Genomic DNA, 19,388 nt, shown 5'->3' on the forward strand with positions numbered 1-19,388 from the left:
ACCGCTACACCGCCCTCGGCATCCCCGTCACGCGACCCGTCAGCTGAACCCTACAGGGGAAAGGGGCCGCTCGGCCTTCACGCGTTCCGTGCAACAAGGCCCGTCCTCGCCTGAAGCAACGTTCAATCCGCGGTGCTCTCGCTGCTCTCTCGTGGCCGCCCAGCCGCGTATTCTCCGCCGTCATCGACTTCTGCTTCTTGAGTTGGAGCCTCGGAACAGCGCTGCACGGCTGGCGTTGGACTGATCCACCTACGGGAGACGCGACATGGCTGGGAAGCACAACGCGGCGTCAAGCGATGATGGTGACCGGATTACGACCGACGCAGCCCCATCGAGGGTCGCCGAGGGGAGGGTCGAGAGCCTACGGCGTCTCGCTCACCGCATTGCCGGGGGCGAGCAGGTCGTGCCGCCGGTCCTTCTTACCGGACAGGCACGGCGCGAGCATGTCCGCTCCACGCTGCGAGAGGATCACGCCGCGAGGATCGAGCAGCGCTCCTACGGCGCGAGGGAGAAGTTCGACGCGTTGGCGGGCGACTTCTTCAAGTTCTTCCGGGGCACGGCGCTTCTGTTCTACCGCGACATGGTCGGGCAGGATTCGCACATGCCGACGGTCATGGCCCTGGGTGACGTGCACCCCGAGAATTTCGGCATCATGCCGGACGTGAACGGTGCGCCAATCTTCGGCGTCAACGACTTTGACGAGACGATCTATGCGCCCTTCACGTGGGACCTGAAGCGCGGCGCCGTGGGCTTCTGGATCGCCGCGCGCCAGGTGGCGGGCATGAAGCGCAAGAAGCGGCGCAAGCTCGTGGTCGCCTTCATCACCGGATATCTCGACGCCATGCAGGCCTACGCCGAGCGCGCGACCGAGAAGAACGACGCCTACCGCATGGACAACTCGCCCGAGGTGATCCGCCGCCTGTTCAGGGAGGCGTGGGAGGAGCGGCGCGAATGGCTTTGGGACGACTACCTCAAGCCCTCGGGACGCGGCTTCCGCCCCGACGACGAGCTGCAACCTCTCTCGAGCGAGATCGGGACGTTCCAGAAGGCGGTGAAGCGCCTTGCCAAGGCCAAGGGCATCGACGTGCCCGACCGCGCCGGCGAGCTGCGCGTCAAGGACGTCTGTGTCCGCCACGGACAGGGCACCGCCTCGCTCGGCCTGCCGCGCTACTACGTCCTGATTGAGGGACCCTCGAAGGACGCAACCGATGACCTGATCATAGAGTTCAAGCGCGCCCGCCGGTCGGCGCTGGACGGTCTGACGCCGCCATCGGATTTTCACGCTGGCGACAAGGCCGAAAGGATCCTCCACGGTCAGACGGTGCAGCTCGCGCATGGCGACGTCTTCTACGGCGCCGTGGAAATCGACGGCGAGAGCTTCATGACCCGAGAGCGTGCGCCGTTCCGCGATGATATCGACCTCGGCGAGCTGAGCGGCAAGACATGGAAGGCGTACGCTCGCGTCTGCGGCGCCGCACTGGCGCAGTCGCACGCCCTGTCCGACGACCTGGGAGAGATCGACTACGACGTGGAGCCTGCGATCGTCGCAGCCGCGAGCCCGCGCGACCTCTTCATCGCCGACATCGTGCGCTTCACCGAAGAGGCGGCCGACAGGCTGAAGTCCGACCACGCGTTCTTCCGCGAGGACCACGCAAACGCAGCATTCGACCGCGTGGACATGATTTTCCTCTGAGCTGGCCGGATGAAGAGATAGGCGATAGCTCCGATCCCGCCCAAGCCGGGATCGCCGCGCCACACGAATGGCCGAGCTATGCCGATGCATGGGGTCGTGCCGATCGGCGAACCGTGTGTGCAGGTACCGCGAACGGCATCTCGATCCGCCTATGGTTGAATTGCTCGGGCCAGCTTCGCTGCGTTCTGCACGAATGACAGAGATCCTCGCGGCGTCGCAGCGGTCACGGCACCCGTTGAAGGTCCGGTTTGGGCCGGATGCTGGCGGGGCGTCTTCTTGACAAAGACGATAACCGACATCAACTATCGGTTCGCGCTGCGATCCAGATGGTATGGCGGGCGCCGCGTTTCGTGCGGCCGGCGCGGACCATGTCGACGCTGGTCTCGAAGCCACACTGCGATAGCCGTTTCGTGAATGCCGAGTCCGGGGCCGCGGACCATACCGCGAGGATGCCGCCGGGAACCAGCGCCCGCCACGCCGATCGCAGTCCCGCCTCCCCGTAGAGCGCGTCGTTGCCAGCACGGGTGAGGCCGTCCGGGCCGTTGTCGACGTCGAGCAGAATGGCGTCTAACTCCCCTTCGATCGCGCGTATCTCGGCGAGGACGTCGCCCAGCCTCACCTCCACTCGTGGATCCGCAAGGCAATCGCCGAAGACCGCCCCCATATGGCGATCCGCCCAGGCAATGAGATCCGGCACGATCTCGGAGACGATCAGACAAGCATCGAACGGAGCAACGTCCTGCGCAGCGCGTAGGGTGAAGCCCATGCCGAGGCCTCCGATAAGCACGCGCGGAGCGGAACGACCTGCCAAGCGATCCAGGGCCAGGGTAGCGAGCGCCTCCTCCGATCCGCCGAGCCGGCTGTTCATCAACTCGTTTCCGCCGTCGAGACGGATCGAGAACTCGTCACCCCGGCGCAGAAGCCTGAGCGTGTCCCCGCCCGGCGCAGGGGCCGTCGCCAGATGTATCCAAGGCAGCACCAAGCAGTCCTGTCATCAAGGTCGGCCGTCCGTCTATCCGCCCGCGAAAGCCAGTGGAAGGGTGAGCGTTCCGGGCGGTTCCCGGACCCGCCGGCGATGCCGATGGTTGCCTTTGTCTGTCAACCATCCTCAGCCGTGCTACGCGTCGCCGCATGTCCGCTTCGAGACCATGATGTCCGATGCTGCGCGGTGCACAAATGGCGGCTTCAGCTCTGGATTGACTCCGTCGGGATCGACGTGGACGAACGCGGTTCCTCGATCCTCCGGTCTGCGTCTCGAACATACGTCGAAGCGCCTTGCGACCGATCTCAGACCGGATACAGGAGCCCGGCACCGAGGCCCGAGCAGATCGCCAGCGTGAGCGGCACGCTCCGGTGCCAGCCGAGCAGGAGCGCTGCCGCGATGAGGGTGACCAGGCCGGCACGCCAGTCGAAGGTCCTTGGGTCCGGCAGGACGATGCGGATCGACCCCGCGGTGACGGATCCCATGGTGCCGAACAGGACGTGCAGCGCGAACCACAGCGACAGGCGATAACGCCGACCACGGCGGCAGTGACGCCGGTCAGTGCCGCGCGCAGGCGGGGCCGCGCCGCGATCCGGTCGATCCACGGGGCACCCGCGAAGATCCATAAAAAGCACGGCACGAAGGTCGCCCAGAGCGTGACGAGCGCCGCGCCGAGGCCCCAGAGCAGCCCCGGGGCGCCGCCGGGCGCCGCGCGATGCCCGGCGAGGAAGCCGACGAACTCGGTGACAAGGATCAGCGGCCCGGGCGTGGTCTCGGCAAGCCCGAGCGCGTCGAGCATCTCCCCGGTGGTGAGCCAGCCCTGCGTCGCGACCGCCTCCTACGCCATGTAGGCCAGCACGGCGTAGGCGCCCCCGAAGGTGACGGTGGCCAGCACGGAGAAAAACCGTGCCACCTCGCCGAAGACCGGCGGCGCGAGGAGGCCCACGGCCAAGAGCGGCGCGAGCCAGACGGCGAGCCACAGGGCGACCGTGCCGAGCGTCGAGCGGAGCGCGACGCCGCCCTCCTTGGGCATCAAAGCAGTGGCGACGCCCGACGGCCGCGCGTCCGTCAGCCGGATGGCGCCCCAGAGCCCAGCCGCTACGACGACCGCCGGATAGGGCACGGCGAGGACGAAGAGGGCGAGGAACGCGCATAGCGCGATCGCGACCGCCTCGGGCCCGACCAGCGCGCGCCGCGCCACCCGCAGCAGCGCCTCGACCACGATCACCAGCACCGCGGCCTTGATCCCGAGGAACAGCGCCCCGACGATGGCGAGGTCGCCGAGATGCACGTAGAGCGCGGCGAGCAGCGCGATCAGGACGGCGTCGGGCAGGACGAAAAGCCCGCCCGCCACCAGCCCGCCCCGGACGCCGTGCATCCGCCAGCCGGCATAGGTCGCGAGCTGCATTGCCTCCGGGTCCGGCAGTAGCATGCGGAACGACAGCGCGTCGAGGAACTGCCGCTCGCTCCACCAGCCGCGCGCCTCGACCACCTCGCGGTGCATCAGCGCGATCTGCGCGGCCGGCCCGCCGAAGGAGAGCAGCCCGATCCGTCCCCAGACCGCCGTGGCCTCCCGGAGCGTCGGCGGCAGGCCTGCCCCGGACCATGCTCTCGCGCCGGCCGCGATGCGAGCCCCGGTCACGACGGCCGTGTCACGGCCGACGGCCAGTCGTGCCCCTCGTCCGCTGCGTCCCGCGCCCAGCGGTAAAGCGCGTCGTAGACGACCATCCCCGCGTCGAGCTGGGCCACGTCGTCCCGGTGCATCCGCGACAGGCCGAGCGACACCGCGAGTAGGCCTGCCGCCTCCGGGGCGAGGTCGTGCCGGTTCGTGTCGGCGGCGCGCACGATTGCAGCCACCCGGTCGAGCGCCGTGTCCTCGATCCCGAACGCGGCGACGAAGGCGTCGAACGAGCAGCGCTCTCCCTCGTGGGTGAGGCCTAGCCCCTCGGCGTCGAACGGCACGGCGCCGAACCGCTCGGCCACGAGCGCCACGTCCTCGGGGGGCACGAACAGGAACCGGGCGTCCGGATCGACGAAGCGACGGACCAGCCAGGGGCACGCGATGCGGTCGACCTTGGGCCGGTGCCGCGTCACCCAGGTGGTCCGACCCGCAGCGTCCCGTGCGGGCATCGCCGAGGCCTCGACTATCGGGCGCCCCGCGTCGCGCCAAGCGAGCTGGCCGCCCTCCAGAACCTCGCAAGCGACGCCCTCGGCGCGAAGGATCGCGGCACCGCCCTGCGATATCTTGCGGCCCCGCTGGCAGTAGACGACGACGCGCTGCCCTGCGAGCCGTGAGACGAGGGCGTCGAGGGCCGTGGCGTCGTGCCGGACCGCCCCGGGGATCAGCTGCGGATCGGCGGCGAAGTCCTCCGGGGTCCGCAGGTCCACGAGGACAGGCGCGTCGGGCGTGCCGACGAGGCGGGCGAGCTGTGGGACGGTGATCTCGGTGGGCGAGGGCATGGGCATCCTTCCTCAGCCGTGCGGGCCGGACGACAGGCCGATCCTGCCTGCGTCGTATGAAGAGGATGCGAAACGGCGGCATGAGCCTCACGAGGCGTCCGCGGGCCCCATGAAGCGCAGGATGGCAGGAACACCCGGGGCTGGCAAGGAGGCCGAACCATGGGAGCAAGGCACGACCGTCGGCCGACAGCGACCGTCAGACGTGTAAGGTTCAATGAACCTTGGACGAAGCTGCCATTCGCCCTGTTGGGCACGAATGGCAGCCCCAAGAGTCAGCTCGCGTCCCTGAACTCGGCGTAGTCGCCGCGCACCTGCACCGTCACCGTCGCATCCGTGTCGTCGCGGTTGCGCCAGAACCAACCGTGCTCGCCGTCAAACTCGGCCGTGATCTCGCCCTCGTCGCCGGCGGAGCCGCGGCCCTTCTCGTAGGTCACGGACTGGCCGCCGCCATGGCCGTGCAGGTCGAAGTTGACCCGGCCGCCCTCGACCAGGATCCGGTATTCGGCGGTCTGGCCTTCCTCCATCACGAGCTTCCATTCCGCCGTGTCGCCTGGGGCGAGCGTGAAGGTGGTCTCGTCGCGCCAAACGCCGGCCTCCTGCGCGTACGCGGTGCCGACGATGAGCCCGAAGAGGCCGTCGATGAGACTCGACTGCTCCTCCCCGGCCGCGTCCATCTGCCGGTCGGCCTCGGCCTCCTCGGCGAGCTGGGTCTTCAGCTCGCCCATCTCGGTGAGACCGATAGCTTCGCCAATGCCGGTGGGATCGATGCCGTATTCCGCGGGAAGGACCACCGTCACAAGAATGGCGACGGCAGAGACTGCGGCGATGGCTGTGGAGCGGATGAGCTGGGCCGAGCTGGGCAGCTCGTCGAGGCTGGGTTTCTGTGCGTTGAACATATCTGGTGTCTCCTTGCGTTACGCGGCGGCGAAGAGGCCGGTGATCTGGTAGCCCATGAGGATGAAGCCCATGGACATCATGACGACGTTGGCGGTGTAGGCCTGGCGGAAGAAGTTCGGCGACTTCCGCCAGTAGCCCATGACGATGAGGATCACGCCGAGTGCCAGCAGCTGACCGATTTCCACGCCGACGTTGAACGCCAGCAGGTTGGCCAGCAGTCCCTCCGAGGCGATCTCGTAATCGAGGATCTTGGTGGCCAGGCCCGTGCCGTGGAAGAAGCCGAAGATCAGCGTCGCGGCCTTGGTGTTGGGCTGGTAGCCGAACCAGCGCTGGTAGGCGCCGAGGTTGTCGAGCGCCTTGTAGACGACCGACAGCCCGATGATGGCGTCGATGACGTAGGCGTTGATCCCCCAGCCGAACCAGACGCCGAGCAGCATCGTGGTCGAGTGGCCGAGGGCGAAGAGGCTCACGTAGATGCCGACGTCCCTCATCTTGTAGAGGAAGAATACGACGCCGAGCAGGAACAGGATGTGGTCGTATCCGGTCACCATGTGCTTGGCGCCGAGATACAGGAAGGGGATGATGTTCACCCCCCAGATCTCCTGGATGTAGCCCGCGTCGCCCTCGGTGACGTTGTGGGCGAGGGCTTGGCTTGCGCTCATGAGTAGCGCGGCAAGGACAAGGAGGGACAGGACGGCTTTCCGGCGCGCGCCGGGGTCGCTCCCGCCCCGGTGGGGAACGGTCATGGAATGGACTCCGTGTGGGTTCGACGTGATCGGTGATGTCGCGCGCGCGGCGCGGCCGATCAGGCGCGCGGAGGTCGTTCGATCCCAGCGGCCATCGAGGGGCCGGCAGGCACCGCGCCGAGCTGCCACGCCGTTGCGTAGTCCTCGAACGGCTGCGGAAAGAGGTCGCGTGTCAGCACCGCCTGGCTGTGGTCGTGGTCGGCGCTGTCGTGGCCATGCCCGTGCATCGCCCAGGCGAGATCATCCTCGAGACCGTGCGAATGGCCGTGCTCGGCAATCATCTCCGCGTGCTCCTGAAGTGTCTCGAAGATCGTGGGCGCATGGGAAGTCGCGGGCATCACGGTCCAGACGAGCACTGCCAGCCCCAAGAGGGCCGCGAACGCATGTCGTCCGACTGTCCGTACGGAATTCATCGTGTCTGCCCGCTTGCCTCAGTCGCGGCGCGTCTGCGGCGCCGTCTTGTTCGATCCTCCGGGGGAGGGTACCCGTAGGCCTATGACACCTCCCTCCGTCCATGCAAGTCATCCCGCCGTGGTCGCGCGGTTGAAACGCGCCGAGGGACACCTGCGATCGGTCACGGCGATGATCCAGGCCGGACAGCCCTGCCTCGACATCGCGCAACAGCTCCACGCGGTGGAGAAGGCCGTGGCCAACGCCAAGCGCGTGCTGATTCACGACCACATGGACCACTGCCTCGACACCAAGGGATCGGACACCGATCGCGCCGAGCTGAAGGCGATCTCACGCTACCTCTGAGGGCGCCATGCTGGCCATTCTCGCCGACCGCACCTACCGCCATCTGTTCTTGGCCCAGGTCACGGCCCTGCTCGGAACCGGGCTCGCGACGGTGGCCCTCGGGCTCCTGGCCTTCGATCTCGCGGGCGACGGGGCCGCACTCGTGCTCGGCACGGTCTTCACCATCAAGATGGTGGCCTATGTGGGCATCGCCCCCGTTGCCGCGGCCTTCGCGGACCGGGTGCCGCGCCGTGCGCTTTTGGTGGCGCTCGATCTGGTGCGTGCCGGTGTGGCGCTGGCCCTGCCCTTCGTGACCGAGGTCTGGCAGGTCTACGTGCTGATCTTCCTGCTGCAATCGGCCTCCGCGGCCTTCACGCCCACCTTCCAGGCGACGATCCCGGACGTTCTGCCCGAGGAGGCGCGCTATACCCGCGCGCTGTCTCTGTCGCGTCTCGCCTACGACCTCGAGAACATCGTCAGCCCGACCCTGGCCGCGCTCCTGCTCGCGGTGATGACCTACGATGCGCTCTTCCTCGGCACGGTGGCGGGGTTCCTCGCCTCCGCCTTCCTGGTCGTATCGGTCCTGCTGCCGAGCCCAAGCCCGTCCGAGCCGCGCGGCGTCTACGACCGCACGACCCGCGGCATCCGCATCTACCTTGCCACGCCCCGTCTGCGGGGATTGCTGGCACTCAACCTTACGGCGGCGGCGGCGGGGGCAATGGTGCTCGTGAACACCGTCGTCCTCGTGCGCGGCGCGCTCGGCCTGTCGGACAGCGCGCTGGCCTGGACGCTCGGCGCTTTCGGCGCGGGCTCCATGACCGCCGCGCTCGCCCTGCCGCGGCTGCTGGACGCGCTGCCCGACAGGCCGGTGATGTTCGGTGGTGCAGGGCTGATGGTGGCGACATTGCTGGGGCTGGGGATGGCGGTCCTGTCAGTCGATCTCGGCTGGACCCTCCTTCTGGCCGCCTGGCTGCTGGTGGGCTTGGGGTATTCCACCGTGCTGACGCCGTCGGGCCGGCTGCTGCGTCGGTCCGCCCATGCGGGCGACCGCCCCGCGCTCTTCGCGGCACAGTTCGCGCTCTCCCATGCCTGCTGGCTGGTGACCTATCCTCTGTCGGGCTGGCTGCTGACGGACTACGGTCTCGTCCCTGCGCTGATCGGGCTGGCCCTCCTCGCGGCTGCGGGCATGCTCCTCGGGGCAATCCTCTGGCCTGCGGACGACCCGGTGGAGTTCGAGCACACCCATGACAACCTGCCGCTCGATCACCCGCATCTGCACGGTAAGCGCCATCATGCTCATCCGTTCGTCGTGGACGACCACCATCCTCGCTGGGCATCGCGACTTTGATCCCTCCGATGGCGGCCCTCCATGCCCGTTCGATTGAGACCAGATGACCGATCTCACCGCCTATGGCGGGCTGTTCTTCTCCGCCCTCGTTGCCGCGACCGTCCTTCCCGCGCAGTCCGAACTCCTTCTCGTGGCGTTGCTACGGTCCGGCGACTGGTCGACGTCAGGCCTCCTTGCAAGCGCCAGCGTCGGCAACGTTCTCGGGTCTGTGATCAACTACGGGCTTGGGCGCGGGGCGGAGGCGTTCCGCGACCGGCGCTGGTTCCCTGCAAGCGCCTCGGCGCTGGCCCGAGCGCAGCGGTGGTACCGCAGATATGGGCACTGGTCCCTGCTCCTGAGCTGGATGCCCATCATCGGAGACCCGATCACCGTCGCTGCGGGTCTCCTGCGCGAGCCGATGTGGCGGTTCCTCCTGCTGGTCACGATCGCCAAGGTCGGGCGCTACGTGGTCCTGGAGATCGCCGTGCGCGGGCTGGAATGAACAGGCGGCAGCCAATCGCTAGACCGACGAAGAAGGTTTTTTCCAATGCAAGGTGGTGCGAATGTCTGTCCGGCAAACGCGGACACTCGAGCCAGTACGGTGAATTTACACTTCGTCCCGCGCTGCGCCAGTTCGAGCCTTATGAAGCAAAGGTCGGCTCCGGGCGTCTTCCGCAGCTTCCCGCGCAAGTGCATGTCCGTTAGCGAGACCTCATGATCCGTGTGCCGGGAAGCAATATCTGCGTGCTCGCGCCGGTCTCTGGGCTGGACTACTTCGACAGCCAGAGCGTGCGGCTGCCGCGTCCTATCGCGCCGCTGGATGCCTGGAACGCCTTCGTGGCCCATCCGCAGCCCCTGCTGCGGTTCGCGTTCCGGGTCGGCGACGAGGTCTCGTCCCTCTTCGGCGTGCGGCAGATCGGCGGTTTCAGCGGCACGCCTGTGGACGCCATTGAGGTCGGCGATCGCCTCGATTTCTTCCTCGTCGAGCACGTCGACGAGACGTCCCTCGTGCTGACCGAACGGGACCGCCATCTCGACGTCATGACCTGCGTATTGTCCGACGGGCCGTCGACCTCGGTGACGTCCTCAGTCCGCGTGCACAACGCATTCGGCCGCGCCTACATGATCCCGGTCGGTTTCGCGCATAGGCGGATCGTCGGCGCGATGCTCGAGCGGGTGCGGCGGGACGCGTCTCGCAGCGATCAAGCGGCTCCTCTGTCCCGCGTTGACGGTTCCGGCGGTGCCGATGATGCAGGCGGGCTTCAGACCCGCGGCCCGGTCCTCGGCGATGGCGACGCGGAGGGCGGCGAGATCGATGCGGAAGTCTCCGCCCGTCGGGATCAGACGAAGCGCCTTGCGGCCGAGGCCGAGCCCTTCCACTGCCTTCAGGTGGCAGCCGTGGACCTGATCGAAAGCGTAGAATCGCAGAGGACGGGGCGCAGCGGCGATGCCCTCGGCGCGGACGTCGACGCCCGCCATGACGTTGCGTGCGACGGTGAGGCCGACGAGGTTGGCCTCGGAGCCGCCGCTCGTCAGGGTTCCGCTGGCCTCCGCAGGAAATCCGACCATCTCCTTGAGCCAGCCAGCCACCTGATCGTCCATGCAAGCCGCCGCGTGGTTGCCGCCGCCGAGGTTGGAGCCCTGCACGGCGGCGAGGAACTCGGCCAGGACCCCGGTCAGGTTGCCGGCACCCATGTACCACGACCAGAACCGGGGGTGCGTGTTGCCCATCGGATAGGCCATCGCCGTGTCGAACACCTCGCGGACGACGTTTTCCAACGCAGTCGGCCCCTCTGGCAGCGGCGTGGCGAGGCCGGCGCGGATGTCGGGCGGCATGTCGCGCCAGACCGGCCTGGACGGCACGGCGTGCAGGTGATCGACCGCCTCGCCCGCGACGCGGACGACGAGGTCCCGCGCAGCCTCCCAGTCGGCGGGGTCGAGGGATTCCTCGATCGCCGCATCGTCCTGACCGGCATCCCGCATGTCAGTCCGCCTCAAGCTGATAGCCGGGCGTCGAGCGCGGGATCGCCATCTCCGCCTCGTCCATCTCCGTGGCGATCGTCTCGAAGAGCGGCGTGCTCATGTAGCGCTCCCCGATATCGGGAAGCATGCACAGGATCACCGATCCCTCCGGCGCCCGCTCCGCGATCCGCCTGTCGGCCGCGAGGGTCGCGCCGCCCGAGATGCCGGTGAGGATGCCTTCCTTCCGGGCCAACGTTCGGGTCCATTCCATCGTCTCGGCGCCGGAGACCGGCAGGAGGTCGTCATGGGCATTCCTCGCAAGCGTCTGATGAAGGACATGCGGGATGAAGTCCGGCCTCCAGCCCTGGATCGGGTGCGGCTCGAAGCTGGGATGGGTGGCGGAGGGCACGTCGCCATCTCCGCGCTCCTGCGGCGTGCCGCTAATGAGAAGCTGGGGGTTCGCGGGCTCGATTAGAGCGATCCGGGTTTCAGGTCGCTCGGCCCGGACCACTGTCGAGACGCCCGCCAGCGTGCCGCCGGTGCCGTACCCGGTCACGAACCAGTCCAGACGCGAGCCGGCGAAGTCGGCGATGATCTCGCGCCCCGTAGTGGCCTCATGGATCGCAGCATTAACCGGCGTCTCGAACTGGTTGGCGAGGAACCAACCGGTGGCCTCTACCAATTCGACGGTCTTGCGATACATGCCGAGGCCCTTCCCGGACCGCGGCGTCAGCACGACCTTCGCGCCGAGCACCCGCATAAGGCGACGTCGCTCGATCGAGGAGCTGTCGGCCATCGTCACTATTAGTGGATAGCCCTTTTGGGCGCAGACCATCGCGAGGCAAATCCCGGTATTGCCGCTGGTCGCCTCGATCACCGACTGGCCGGGTGCCAGCGCACCGGATTGCTCGGCCGTCTCGATGATGGCGAGCGCGAGCCGGTCCTTGACCGACGCTCCGGGATGGAAGAACTCGGCCTTCGCGTAGATCGTGGGGTGCTCCGGACCGACATTGCGGAGCAGCACCGTCGGCGTGTTGCCGATCCGTGTCGAGGATCGATGCATAGAGCCGTCCGCGCCCTTTCGCTGTCCGGACAGGCATGTCGAGGGCATGACGATCTCCTTGCAGCGCTTTTCCTAGCGGAAGCATGTTATCGTCAGGTCTGACATTCCGATGTGGGAGGCGGCATGGGAACCAGCGCGGAAGTCGTAAAGTCGGCGTCGTCTATCACCCCTCCGGTCCTCGGGATAAACCTGCTCGGCCCGCTCGAGGTGCGCCGAAGCGGCGTGCTCGTGGCACTTCCGCAGTCGCGCAAGCTACGTGCGCTTCTGGCCATGCTGGTGGTCGGGCCCGCCCCCATCGGCCGCGGGCGGCTCTGCGATCTGCTCTGGGACCGGCCGAATGATCCGCGGGCCGAACTCCGCTGGCATCTGAGCAAGCTTCGTCGGATCGTGGACAGTCCCGACCGGCCGCGGCTCCGCTCGAAGGACGACGCGGTCGGGATCGATCTGGACAACTGCATGGTCGATGCGCTCGAGGTCCTGGCGATCGAGAAGGGCGATCCACCCTCGGTAGCGCGGCTGATATCGCTGTCGGATATGTTCAGGGGACCGTTCCTGGGCGAGCTGGACCTGTCCGGACCGCCTGCCGAGACTTGGCTGACGGCCCAGAGACGGCGTTTCGCGGCTTGCCATGCCTCGATCCTCCGGACTCTCGTCGCCACCTTCCCGTGTCAATCCGGCGCCGTCTCGCCGTATCTCGAGCGCTGGCTCGACCTCGCGCCTTTCGAGATCGACGCGCATCACGCTCTCCTGGCCCGATTGATCCGTGACGGTCGCGTCGCAGAGGCGGAGGCGCATGTCGCCTCGGCCGAGCGCCTCTTCCTCGACGAGGGCGTCCCCACATCCGCGCTGCGGCAATCATGGAACGAGATGAGACGCCACGTCCCGGCCGTCGCGGCTGTGGCTGGTCCCGCTGTGCCGGTTGCCCAACCGCCGCCCCTTTCGACCGATGCGCCACGGAGCGCGGCCAGGCGCTCGGCCCTTGCCGTGATGCCGTTCCGGGCTCGACATGACGATCCGGTCGGACGTCGTCTCGCAAAGGGTCTCACTGGCGACGTCATCACGCGGCTGGCGAAGCTCAGGAGCCTGTCGATCATCGCCCGCGGATCGGTCTTCGCCCTTGCCGATGGTATCACCTCCAAGGAGGCCGGTCGGCGCCTGGGCGTGGACTACCTCGCTTCGGGCATGCTGCATCGGGAAGCCGGCCGGGCATGGGTCGATGTCGAACTCGTCGAGACGCGTTCGAATACGATCGTCCTCGCGCAGGTCTGCGAGGTACCGGCGGCGGATCTGCTCGACGCAGTAGACGAACTCGGCAACCGGATCGTGGCGACCCTGACCGCCGAGATCGAGCAGGCGGAACGCAACCGCGCCATCCTGCGGTCTCCGAACTCGCTCGATGCCTGGGGGGCGCATCACCGTGGCCTTTGGCACATGTATCGCTTTACCAAAGCGGACAACGCGCAGGCGCAAAGTCTCTTCGCCAGCGCCGTGGCGCTCGACCCGACCTTTTCGCGCGCATATGCGGGCCTTTCGTTCACCCATTGGCAGGACGCCTTCCAGGCATGGGAGGATCCCGTCCGCTCTGCCGACCGCGCCTATGCCGCAGCGATGGAGAGCCTGCTCGCCGACGAGAAGGACCCGGCGGCGCACTGCGCGCTCGGCCGCGCCTCGTGGCTGCGCAGGAGCCATGACGAAGCCGCGACCGCGCTGCGTCGATCAGTCGATCTCAGCCCGAACTTCGCACTCGGCCACTACTCGCTCGCTTTCGTCGAGGCCCAGACCGGCGATGCGGAGGCAGCAATCGCGGCCTCGGACACCTCCCGCGCGCTCAGCCCCTACGATCCGATGATGTTCGGAATGTTGGGGAGCCGGGGGCTCGCGCATCTGCGGCTCGGGCAATACGTGGAGGCGGCGGACTGGGCAACGCGGGCGGCGGCGTGCCCGAACGCGCACATCAACATTCTCGGCATCGCCGCCCTCTGCCTGGCGATGGCGGACCGGATCGACGAGGGGCGGGTGTTCGCGGCCAGGATCCATGCCGTACAGCCCGGCTACGGGATCAATACCTTCCTCGGCACGTTCCACTTCCCCCCGGACATCGCGCGCCGTCTGCGGCTGGCTGCCAAGCGGATTTCGCTGACCTGACGGTCGTCCGCGCGGTTCCCACGTCCTTTCCACGGTCGTGGCCGCGTCCCCTCCCACGGGCGTCTGCCATCGTGCGGACCTGGCGGGCTTGAACCGCCGATCGAAAGGAAAGACCGATGAGACGGATCACCACGCTTCCCTCCCTGTCGTCCCTTGTCATCGTTGCCGCGCTCGCCGCCGGGTTCGCGACGGTCGGGCAACCGCTCCTGGCCCAAGATGCCCACCACAAGATCGTCGCCGCCGACGATGTCGCGTTCGGCGAGGGTCCGCCGCACCTGCCTCCGGGCATCGGCCTCGTCGTGATGGCGGGCAAGCCGAGCGAGCCTGGCCTCTACGTCCTGCGACTCAAGTTCCCCGCGGGCATGGAGATCCCGCCGCATACCCATCCCGAGGACGAGCACGTGACGGTGCTATCGGGCGGGTTCGGCATCGGCATGGGCGAGACCCTCGACCGTGATGCTGCCCCGATGATGGGGCCTGGAAGTTTCTTCCAGATGCCCGCGAACATGGCGCACTACGCTTGGGCGGAAGAGGAGACCGTCGTCCAGCTCACGGGGACGGGTCCGTTCCAGATCAACTACGTGAACGAAGGCGACGACCCGCGGACCAACTGATCCGGCCGGCGCAAGCCTCGGACGCGGCCGGACGCCGGCCGCATCCGTCCGCGCCGCTTGCCGGACATGTCCGGTGCCGAGAGGGGCCACAGCCCGGCTGAAGACCGCCCATGATCACGCACGAGTATGCCCGCACGATGGCCCGTTACAATCGCTGGCAGAACTGGTCGCTCGTCGCGGCCGCCAGCGGGTTGACCGACGCGGACCGATGGCAGGACCGGGGCGCGTTCTTCTGCTCGATCGCCGAGACCCTGAACCATGTCCTATGGGGCGATCGCATCTGGCTCGACCGCCTTCAGGGGGACGAAACGACCGCGAGCCGGATCGGCGACCGGCACCCCTATTCGGACGCCCCGAGAGACTGGTCCGACTACGTCCGCGAACGGGCCGCCCTCGACGAGGCAATCGTCGAATGGGCCGACGGCGAATGGCCGGTTCAGTGAAGCTGTAGCGCGGCGCGGCGGTGCCCTGCGAACGTCCGGTTTGGGCTGGGTGCTGATGAAAAGCGTCGGTCAAGCTGGGGCTAACAGTTTACCTGCGTCAGCGCAGCGCTCAAGACGTCGTGAAAGCGATCGCGCGCCTCGATATGAGGAGAATGTCCGAGGTCGTCGAACGCGATCGGTTCGGCGCTCGGGATGGTCTCCGTGACGGTCCGAGAGAGAGACGGGTAATCCCCCAGATCTTCGGCAATGGCATCGCTGGATGAATGACCCAAACTGACCGAGGTTGTTGAAAAGTTCAGCAACCCAGCCGAAGCGGTCGTTCACATGTCACGCGGCGGATGACAGATTTGCTGCGCAGGGCCGACGTCGAGGACTCCGGCGATGCCGTTCATCGGTCGAACGTTTGCTCTCCGAAGTCCGCGCCGCGGTACGCTCTCGTCGCACGCATGCCAGTCGAGGGTCGACGCAGACTGGACGCTCACCTCCGGATCAGGGGCCCGATCGTTCGACAGTCACGGCGCAAAGCGGCGGTCCGGAAAGATCGGCATCGTTTGGGCCGGGCACATGGTTAACTGGATCTACACGACTGACAGGCAGGATGGAGGGGCGCCATGGTTGTGCGTCGAGCGATCTCGATGCGGCGCCGAGAGATCAAAATGGTCAAAAGCCTCCAGTCCGTAAGCGCCCTCCTTCTGGGGTCCGCCATCCTCCTTTTCGCCGGTGGTCTGAATGGTATGATCCTGCCGGTCCGGGGCGGCTTGGAAGGGTTCGGCGCGATCGCCCTTGGCCTGCTCGGGACGGGGTGGGCGATCGGGTATGTCGCGGGCTGTCTCGCGACGCCGCACCTCGTCGCCGGCATCGGGCATATCCGCGCCTTCACTCTCATGTCCGCCCTTGCGGGCATGGCGGTGCTCCTGTCGCTTCTTCTGATCCATCCCGCTGCCTGGTTCGTGCTGCGCGCGCTGTCGGGCTTCTGCTTCGCGGGGGCGGCCATGATCGTCGAAAGCTGGCTCAACGAACGGACCGAGGCGCGGCTGCGCGGCAAGGTGTTCGGCATCTACACGATGGTGGGCCTCGCCGCGACGACGACCGGGCAGATGGCCCTGACATTCGCGCCGATCGAGGGGCACGTGCTCTTCGTTCTTGCCGGGGCGTTCTACTGCATCTCGCTCGTGCCGGTCGCGCTGACGACATCCGGTGCGCCGCAACCCCTTGTCATGGTCCGGCTCGATCTGGCCGGCCTGTGGCGGAATTCTCCCGTGGCCGTCTTCGCCGCGTTCATGCTCGGCATTTCCAATGCCTCTTTCTTCACCTTGCACGTCGTCTACGCCGAGCAGGTCGGATTGGGCCTGACGGTCGTCGCTCTCTTCGCCGCCGTGCCCGTGATGGCGGGCGCGCTGTCGCAGATCCCGGTCGGCATCCTGTCGGACCGGATGGACCGCAGGATCGTGCTTTTGGGCCTGTGCCTTCTGGCGGCGGCCGCGGACGCGGCGTTCATCTTCCTCGCGCCGCACGGGCAATGGACGAACCTGATCGCCGTCGCCCTCTTCGGTGCGACGTCGCTCGCGATTTATCCCGTCGCTATGGCCCATGCCAACGATCACGCCGCGCCCGGCGCCTTCATCCAGACCTCGGGCGGCATCCTCATGGTCCTCGGCGTGGGCTCGATCTTCGGTCCCCTGCTGGCGGGCGTCCTGATGAGCGCTCTGGGTCCTCAGGCGCTCTTTTACACGACGATCGTCTCCCATTGCGCCACGGCCGCATTCACGATCATCCGGATGATGACGTCCCGCGCGGTGCCGCAGGAGCAGAAGGGCGCGTTCCACGTTACCCAGCCGGGTCGGATCAGCACGCCAGAGATGGCCGTACTCATCGGAGACGCTGCGGACATGCTGCCGGTCGGGGAGCGGGCAGCATCCGGTCGTGACAGGCATCCGCTATTGCAGGCTGCATAGGGCCGGATAACGAATGTCCCGCCTCATGTAGCAAGCGCCCAAACGATTCACGGTGTATTCCCAAATTTTCGCAAGAGCTTGTAGACCTGCCGAAGCTCGAACGCTCGAACACCGTCCCTGGCCTGATCGCCAAGCATACCGAACTCGTCGCCCTGCGCGACCGCTACCAAGCCAACATCCGCAAGCTGACGGTGGACATAGACCAACTGAATGCCGCAATCCGTCTGTTCGACGGTACCGGAGAGATGAAGCGAATGGGCGAATACGTCACCCGGCACAAAGCCAAGAAGGGCACGGTGATGCGCTTCGTTCTACAGCACTTCAGGGAGGCAGCCGGGCCGCTCACGTCGCGCGACATCACGTTCGCATGGTGTGAAGACCGGGGGCCGGTGGCCGACGACGAGACGTACTCCGTCCTGTGCAAGCGGATTGGAGCTTGCATCAAGCAATGCGCCCTGCGGGGCTGGTCGAGGATCGCGGGTTGAGCGACGACCACGGATAGGACGGGCCGTACAAGCTGTGGTGGCGGCGAAACTTTAAAATTTGGGGGTGTCCGCAAACCGTATTGGTTCGCTTCGTCTTAGGCTCCAGACTCATTGATTCAGAGCCAGAACAAGATGGTCGCCGCGAGCGCAATCGCCGAGAGGAAGACCTTCGGGCAGCGATCATAACGAGTGGCGACGCGCGCTAGTCCTTCATGCGTCCGAACATGATCTCGATCCTGCTGCGGCGCTTGTAGCGGCGCTTGTCGTATCGGACAGGCTTGTCGCGCGACTTCCGACCGGGGATGCAGGGGGTTATCCCCTTATCCACAAGGTTTTCGCGGAACCAGTCCGCATCGTATCCGCAGTCCTCCAAGAGCCATTCGACTGGTGGAAAACTACCCATCAATGCCCTGGCCCCAGTATAGTCGCTGACCTGGCCGGCTGTGATAAGGAACCGGATCGGACGCCCGATACTTTCGGTGACGGCATGCAGCTTTGTGTTCATCCCGCCCTTCGTCCGCCCGATCAGCCTGCCACGCCCCCCTTCTTCAGCCGCAGGCTGGAGGTCGTGCGGTGCGCCTTGAGGTAGGTCGCTTCGATCATGATTGTCTTCCGCTCCGTGCCCTCGGCTGCCATGCGTTCCATGATCCGGGCGAACACTCCCATGTCACTCCACCGCTTCCATCGATTGTAGAGCGTCTTCGACGGGCCGTATTCGCTTGGGGCATCGCACCAGCACAACCTGTTGCGGTTGACGGAAACTATGCCACTCAGAACCCGTCTGTCATCGACACGGGGTCGGCCATGGCTCTTCGGAAAATACGGCCGAAAGCGCGCCATCTGCGCGTCTGCAAGCCAGAACAGGTTGCTCATGCATGCGGTCTCCTCGCGGAGCCTGAATCACGACCAATGTCGGCAATCAATGGGTCCTGACCCTAACCTAGAAGGGCCTATATTGCTATACCACGACTTTCGCCGTGTTCTCGACGCCCTCGACGAACTGAACCCGGCCCAGATCGCCCGGACGAAGGTCCGGGATCTCCGGCGAAAATCGGAGGCGATCTCGGAAATCGAGGCACGGACAAGCCGGGAACACAAGTGCCCTTTCTGTGGCGACGAGCGGCGCCAGAAGTGGGGTCGCACTCGGACCAGGGTTCAGCGCTACCGATGCCGTGGCTGCCAGAAGACCTATCCAGGACGAACCGGGAGCACCATCGGCCGCATCCATCGCCCTGACCTGTTCATGGTGGCGCTGAGGGATATGCTGGGCAGCTCCGCACCGCAATCGGTGCGCAAGCTCGCCAGGCAACTCGACCTCAACAAGTACACGATCTGGCGCTGGCGGATGCTCGTGTTCTCGATCATCGGGAACAGCAGCCTGTCGGCGACCTTCTCAGGTATCATAGAGGCGGACGAGACCTACCAACGGGAGTCCCGGAAGGGATCGCACGAATGGGTCCGCCACTTCGCCGATCCGCAGAATACCCCCAAGCCACCGCGCCCACGGTGGGAGGATTTCACGACGCAAGGGCTGAAAATGATGCGCGGTCTCTCGAGGTGGCAGCTCCCCATTCTCACCGTCGCTGACCGCGGTGGTTCTCGCCTCTTCCGGCGACTGCCGAACCGCAAGAGCGCCACCGTGGAGCGCGCTATGAAGCCCCTCGTACCGGGCGATGCCGTGCTCTGCTCGGACGGCGGCAACGGCTAAAAGAACCTTGCGGCGGCACGCGGCATCGAACACTTCGTGGTCGGGAGCAAGCCTGGCACGCGTGTCGCGGCGTTGTTGCACGAAGTCTGTCTGGGATTCACATCGCGACTCCGGCACCATAGCTGGACGGCATGTCCAGGCCTGCCCCGACCCGCTACCGCACCCTGAACTGG

The 19,388-nt window shown here is 66.7% G+C and carries 16 protein-coding genes and 4 pseudogenes; 11 read left to right on the forward strand and 9 right to left on the reverse strand.

What is annotated here, in order from left to right:
• Positions 1–403 precede the first annotated feature (403 nt).
• Positions 404–1,693, forward strand: coding sequence for a DUF2252 family protein (locus Q1B08_RS19570; protein ID WP_299822553.1), 1,290 nt, complete (start codon positions 404–406; stop codon positions 1,691–1,693).
• A gap of 298 nt (positions 1,694–1,991) precedes the next feature.
• Here the strand turns inward: Q1B08_RS19570 and Q1B08_RS19575 are convergent, their stop codons facing one another.
• The 6 genes and pseudogenes from Q1B08_RS19575 to Q1B08_RS19600 all read right to left on the reverse strand — a co-directional run bounded on the left by Q1B08_RS19575 (position 1,992) and on the right by Q1B08_RS19600 (position 7,134).
• A complete protein-coding gene (locus tag Q1B08_RS19575) occupies positions 1,992–2,561 on the reverse strand; it encodes a spermidine synthase (RefSeq protein WP_299822556.1) in 570 nt (189 codons plus the stop codon).
• Between the two features lie 419 nt (positions 2,562–2,980).
• Positions 2,981–4,266 (reverse strand): annotated as a pseudogene (chrA, locus tag Q1B08_RS19580) (chromate efflux transporter).
• Between the two features lie 47 nt (positions 4,267–4,313).
• Positions 4,314–5,135 carry a sulfurtransferase/chromate resistance protein gene (locus tag Q1B08_RS19585; RefSeq protein ID WP_299822559.1) on the reverse strand — a complete coding sequence of 274 codons (822 nt, stop codon included), beginning with the start codon at positions 5,133–5,135 and terminating at the stop codon, positions 4,314–4,316.
• A 272-nt stretch (positions 5,136–5,407) separates the two neighbouring features.
• Positions 5,408–6,031, reverse strand: coding sequence for a transmembrane anchor protein (locus Q1B08_RS19590; protein WP_299822562.1), 624 nt, complete (start codon positions 6,029–6,031; stop codon positions 5,408–5,410).
• Between the two features lie 18 nt (positions 6,032–6,049).
• A complete protein-coding gene (locus Q1B08_RS19595) occupies positions 6,050–6,778 on the reverse strand; it encodes a HupE/UreJ family protein (protein WP_299822565.1) in 729 nt (242 codons plus the stop codon).
• Between the two features lie 59 nt (positions 6,779–6,837).
• Positions 6,838–7,134, reverse strand: a complete 297-nt coding sequence (locus Q1B08_RS19600) for a hypothetical protein (protein WP_299822568.1) — start codon at positions 7,132–7,134, stop codon at positions 6,838–6,840.
• A 139-nt stretch (positions 7,135–7,273) separates the two neighbouring features.
• On the opposite strand from Q1B08_RS19600, the gene Q1B08_RS19605 reads away from it, so the two are divergent.
• From Q1B08_RS19605 to Q1B08_RS19620, 4 genes and pseudogenes are all read left to right on the forward strand, one after another.
• Positions 7,274–7,534 carry a metal-sensing transcriptional repressor gene (locus Q1B08_RS19605; protein WP_299822571.1) on the forward strand — a complete coding sequence of 87 codons (261 nt, stop codon included), beginning with the start codon at positions 7,274–7,276 and terminating at the stop codon, positions 7,532–7,534.
• 7 nt (positions 7,535–7,541) lie between these two features.
• The gene (locus Q1B08_RS19610) at positions 7,542–8,861 is read left to right on the forward strand and encodes an MFS transporter (protein ID WP_299822574.1); all 1,320 of its coding nucleotides are present in this window, start codon (positions 7,542–7,544) and stop codon (positions 8,859–8,861) included.
• A gap of 43 nt (positions 8,862–8,904) precedes the next feature.
• Positions 8,905–9,342, forward strand: coding sequence for a YqaA family protein (locus tag Q1B08_RS19615; RefSeq protein WP_299822577.1), 438 nt, complete (start codon positions 8,905–8,907; stop codon positions 9,340–9,342).
• Between the two features lie 212 nt (positions 9,343–9,554).
• A pseudogene (locus Q1B08_RS19620) lies at positions 9,555–9,947 on the forward strand (DUF2867 domain-containing protein); the annotation flags it as partial.
• Here Q1B08_RS19620 and Q1B08_RS19625 read toward each other — a convergent pair.
• Together Q1B08_RS19625 and Q1B08_RS19630 are read right to left on the reverse strand one after the other, a co-directional pair.
• The gene (locus tag Q1B08_RS19625; protein ID WP_366140071.1) at positions 9,927–10,823 is read right to left on the reverse strand and encodes a pyridoxal-dependent decarboxylase; all 897 of its coding nucleotides are present in this window, start codon (positions 10,821–10,823) and stop codon (positions 9,927–9,929) included. The pseudogene Q1B08_RS19620 and the gene Q1B08_RS19625 overlap by 21 nt on opposite strands.
• Before the next feature lies 1 nt (position 10,824).
• A pseudogene (locus tag Q1B08_RS19630) lies at positions 10,825–11,902 on the reverse strand (pyridoxal-phosphate dependent enzyme).
• A gap of 86 nt (positions 11,903–11,988) precedes the next feature.
• Here Q1B08_RS19630 and Q1B08_RS19635 point away from each other — a divergent pair.
• The 5 genes from Q1B08_RS19635 to Q1B08_RS19655 all read left to right on the forward strand — a co-directional run bounded on the left by Q1B08_RS19635 (position 11,989) and on the right by Q1B08_RS19655 (position 17,507).
• The gene (locus Q1B08_RS19635; RefSeq protein WP_299822580.1) at positions 11,989–14,010 is read left to right on the forward strand and encodes a BTAD domain-containing putative transcriptional regulator; all 2,022 of its coding nucleotides are present in this window, start codon (positions 11,989–11,991) and stop codon (positions 14,008–14,010) included.
• 116 nt (positions 14,011–14,126) lie between these two features.
• On the forward strand, positions 14,127–14,624 hold the full coding sequence (locus Q1B08_RS19640; protein WP_299822583.1) for a cupin domain-containing protein: 498 nt from the start codon (positions 14,127–14,129) through the stop codon (positions 14,622–14,624).
• A 110-nt stretch (positions 14,625–14,734) separates the two neighbouring features.
• Positions 14,735–15,067, forward strand: a complete 333-nt coding sequence (locus tag Q1B08_RS19645; RefSeq protein WP_299822586.1) for a DinB family protein — start codon at positions 14,735–14,737, stop codon at positions 15,065–15,067.
• A gap of 656 nt (positions 15,068–15,723) precedes the next feature.
• Complete coding sequence (locus tag Q1B08_RS19650) at positions 15,724–17,022, forward strand: MFS transporter (RefSeq protein WP_299822590.1); 1,299 nt, start codon at positions 15,724–15,726, stop codon at positions 17,020–17,022.
• A 254-nt stretch (positions 17,023–17,276) separates the two neighbouring features.
• Positions 17,277–17,507 carry a hypothetical protein gene (locus Q1B08_RS19655; protein ID WP_299822593.1) on the forward strand — a complete coding sequence of 77 codons (231 nt, stop codon included), beginning with the start codon at positions 17,277–17,279 and terminating at the stop codon, positions 17,505–17,507.
• A gap of 116 nt (positions 17,508–17,623) precedes the next feature.
• On the opposite strand, the pseudogene Q1B08_RS19660 reads toward Q1B08_RS19655, so the two are convergent.
• Positions 17,624–18,380: pseudogene (locus tag Q1B08_RS19660) on the reverse strand (IS5 family transposase).
• A gap of 82 nt (positions 18,381–18,462) precedes the next feature.
• Between Q1B08_RS19660 and Q1B08_RS19665 the strand changes: the two are divergent.
• On the forward strand, positions 18,463–19,215 hold the full coding sequence (locus Q1B08_RS19665; RefSeq protein ID WP_299822596.1) for an IS1595 family transposase: 753 nt from the start codon (positions 18,463–18,465) through the stop codon (positions 19,213–19,215).
• Positions 19,216–19,388 lie beyond the last annotated feature (173 nt).

This window comes from uncultured Jannaschia sp. (assembly GCF_947494025.1).
GTDB lineage: Bacteria > Pseudomonadota > Alphaproteobacteria > Rhodobacterales > Rhodobacteraceae > Jannaschia.

Bases quoted from the DNA above. Each gene is read 5' to 3' on its own strand.
- Q1B08_RS19575 (WP_299822556.1), bottom strand. From the start codon at position 2,561: ATGAACAGCCGGCTCGGCGGATCGGAGGAGGCGCTCGCTACCCTGGCC.
- Q1B08_RS19585 (WP_299822559.1), bottom strand. From the start codon at position 5,135: ATGCCCTCGCCCACCGAGATCACCGTCCCACAGCTCGCCCGCCTCGTC.
- Q1B08_RS19590 (WP_299822562.1), bottom strand. From the start codon at position 6,031: ATGTTCAACGCACAGAAACCCAGCCTCGACGAGCTGCCCAGCTCGGCC.
- Q1B08_RS19595 (WP_299822565.1), bottom strand. From the start codon at position 6,778: ATGACCGTTCCCCACCGGGGCGGGAGCGACCCCGGCGCGCGCCGGAAA.
- Q1B08_RS19605 (WP_299822571.1), top strand. From the start codon at position 7,274: ATGACACCTCCCTCCGTCCATGCAAGTCATCCCGCCGTGGTCGCGCGG.
- Q1B08_RS19610 (WP_299822574.1), top strand. From the start codon at position 7,542: ATGCTGGCCATTCTCGCCGACCGCACCTACCGCCATCTGTTCTTGGCC.
- Q1B08_RS19615 (WP_299822577.1), top strand. From the start codon at position 8,905: ATGACCGATCTCACCGCCTATGGCGGGCTGTTCTTCTCCGCCCTCGTT.
- Q1B08_RS19625 (WP_366140071.1), bottom strand. From the start codon at position 10,823: ATGCGGGATGCCGGTCAGGACGATGCGGCGATCGAGGAATCCCTCGAC.
- Q1B08_RS19635 (WP_299822580.1), top strand. From the start codon at position 11,989: ATGGGAACCAGCGCGGAAGTCGTAAAGTCGGCGTCGTCTATCACCCCT.
- Q1B08_RS19640 (WP_299822583.1), top strand. From the start codon at position 14,127: ATGAGACGGATCACCACGCTTCCCTCCCTGTCGTCCCTTGTCATCGTT.
- Q1B08_RS19645 (WP_299822586.1), top strand. From the start codon at position 14,735: ATGATCACGCACGAGTATGCCCGCACGATGGCCCGTTACAATCGCTGG.
- Q1B08_RS19650 (WP_299822590.1), top strand. From the start codon at position 15,724: ATGGTCAAAAGCCTCCAGTCCGTAAGCGCCCTCCTTCTGGGGTCCGCC.
- Q1B08_RS19655 (WP_299822593.1), top strand. From the start codon at position 17,277: ATGGGCGAATACGTCACCCGGCACAAAGCCAAGAAGGGCACGGTGATG.